Source organism: Ligilactobacillus sp. (assembly GCF_036846325.1).
In the GTDB taxonomy this organism is placed as follows: domain Bacteria; phylum Bacillota; class Bacilli; order Lactobacillales; family Lactobacillaceae; genus Ligilactobacillus.
Genome location: NZ_DAIUCE010000151.1, coordinates 1 through 2,016, shown reverse-complemented (window position 1 = coordinate 2,016; position 2,016 = coordinate 1). Strand labels below are relative to the sequence as shown.

3 protein-coding genes are annotated in these 2,016 nt (G+C 51.7%); 1 reads left to right on the top strand and 2 read right to left on the bottom strand.

What is annotated here, in order from left to right:
- Positions 1-12 precede the first annotated feature (12 nt).
- Positions 13-1,119 carry a helix-turn-helix transcriptional regulator gene (locus tag V7Z60_RS09560; RefSeq protein ID WP_334117584.1) on the bottom strand — a complete coding sequence of 369 codons (1,107 nt, stop codon included), beginning with the start codon at positions 1,117-1,119 and terminating at the stop codon, positions 13-15.
- Between the two features lie 220 nt (positions 1,120-1,339).
- On the opposite strand from V7Z60_RS09560, the gene V7Z60_RS09555 reads away from it, so the two are divergent.
- A complete protein-coding gene (locus tag V7Z60_RS09555; RefSeq protein ID WP_334117583.1) occupies positions 1,340-1,600 on the top strand; it encodes a hypothetical protein in 261 nt (86 codons plus the stop codon).
- Between the two features lie 217 nt (positions 1,601-1,817).
- On the opposite strand, the gene V7Z60_RS09550 is transcribed toward V7Z60_RS09555, so the two are convergent.
- Positions 1,818-2,016, bottom strand: a 199-nt coding sequence (locus V7Z60_RS09550) for a hypothetical protein (protein ID WP_334117582.1), incomplete at its 5' end; no start/stop codon positions are given.

Genomic DNA, 2,016 nt, shown 5'->3' with positions numbered 1-2,016 from the left:
GTCCGATATCAGCTAATTGTCGTACATTCTGGCAGCAGCGGCCAGCTCCCTTTTGATCTCCCTGACCATGGACTCCGGACTTGTGACCTGAACCTTCGTACCCTGGCCCATCAGCCAGAACCTGGCGCCTTCGGGATAGTCTCTGATTCTGATCTTGACGTGTCCTTTTCTTCCGACCAGGTCGTCTGACTTCACCTTTCTGCCGTATTCATCGTAGCGTTCGATGATTTCCGCCTCATATCCGGCGTTTCCGAAGTTGTCCAGCGCAGCCTCGATGGCGGGCGGCCAGCACAGAAACTCGATTGCCTCCGGATAGTCGTGCTCGCTGAAGGCGTTTGACGGGAACGGCTTTTTGGCAAGTTCAGACTTCGGTGTCGAATAGTCGAACCGTTCCTGAGACGTTCTGACGCGCTTGATGCGGTCGATGCGGTATGTATTGAAGCTGTATCCTCTGTACATGACCTCGACTGCGCGCAGGTAGAGGTAGTATTTGTCGAAGACGATGGAGACCGGCAGCAGGGTCTTGCGTGATGTTCTGTTGTAGACGTTGGTGTAGGTGACGTCGATTGCGCTGTAGTTGTCCTTGTCGCTGTAAGTTTCCTTGTAGAGGGTGGTCAGCTTTTCGAACGTGTCTTCCGAAGCCTTGAAGTCCAGGGGATGGTTGTTGTCCTTGTATGAATCAAAGGCGTCCTTCAGTGCATTGCGCAGGGCGGGGTCCTCGACCTGCGCAAGCGACTTGAACATCGCCATGTTCAGGAGCGTATCCGTCAGCTGGGTGAACTCGTCCTTTGCCAGCACGCGGCTTGACGCCAGAATCTCAGTCAGGAGAAGCAGCTGCGGCACGCCGAGGAAGCGTTCCGTGTTCTCCGGCCTGTTCGTCAGACGGTAGGTCTCACCGTCCGATTCCAGTTGCATGTTCGTGTCCGTGGGCGTGTCCGTGTCGTCGCCCGCCAAGTACCCCTTCAGCTTTTTCACATCCCGCTGAAAGGTTCTTATACTTCTGCCGTACTTTCTTCTAAATTCTTCCTTTGAAATGGAACCTGTGGTTAGAAGCTCCATGGCGAGCTCGAAGAGGCGCATTGCCTGACTTTCAGATGCCAATTTATTCACTCCAATCATTAGTCTTCCCTTTACCTTATCACATAATCCGCATTTGTGAGAAGAAATTTCATTTTATTTTCGGCGGGCGACACGGTCTGTCGCACCCATGCGGTATGATTGGTGCATGCTCTGAATTTGACGAGAGGATGAGGAAAATGGATGAGGACATTTCGTGCATGACAAATGCAGTGCCTGTGGCAGCCGGCACGTTTAAGGGGCAGGAAGGCGGTGGATTCAGATGAGACTCATTAACAGGATTCTGCAGGCTGCAGTTGCCGTTTCGGCCGCAGTTCTGCTTTTCAAGATAAATGTAGATTTTGCTGACTGGTACTTCTTCGGCGACTTCTGGGAGCAGTGCATGCACTTCGTTTCGCATCACCCGGTCTGGACCTTCCTGATCGGCTATGCCTCGCTTTATCCGCCGACCATTGCCTACCTGGGATGGTACGGCTTCGTTGAGTTCCTGAAAAGAGGAACGATTGGAAGAAGCAGGAAATGATCAGGAAAGGCTGAGAAAAAGTCTGCTTCAAATTCAAGGCACGCATGATTCGTAACTGGCTTTATGAATCATGCGTGTTTTTTTGCCTTGGGCAGACATCTGTCATAAATCAGGGGCGTGATGGGAAAGCAGACCAAAATCGTGAATTTCTCCGAAAATGGTCTACTTTGCAATCCGGTGCACGTTCCTTCCAAGCTTCGCACTTGAAAAATCTGCTTCAAGCACCATAAATACGGGACAGGCTAGTTGCAATCGTCATTATCTTAAGCGCACTGGCCATGATGCTTGCCCTCGTCATCCGTCTGTTCCTTGATTCCAGCTGGCGGGTCTGGCTAATGAATGGGATGCTTTCAGTAGAAGGTATGTTCTGCAGGACGATATTCGCCATGGCTGCGATGCATCTCATCAGCGGCTCC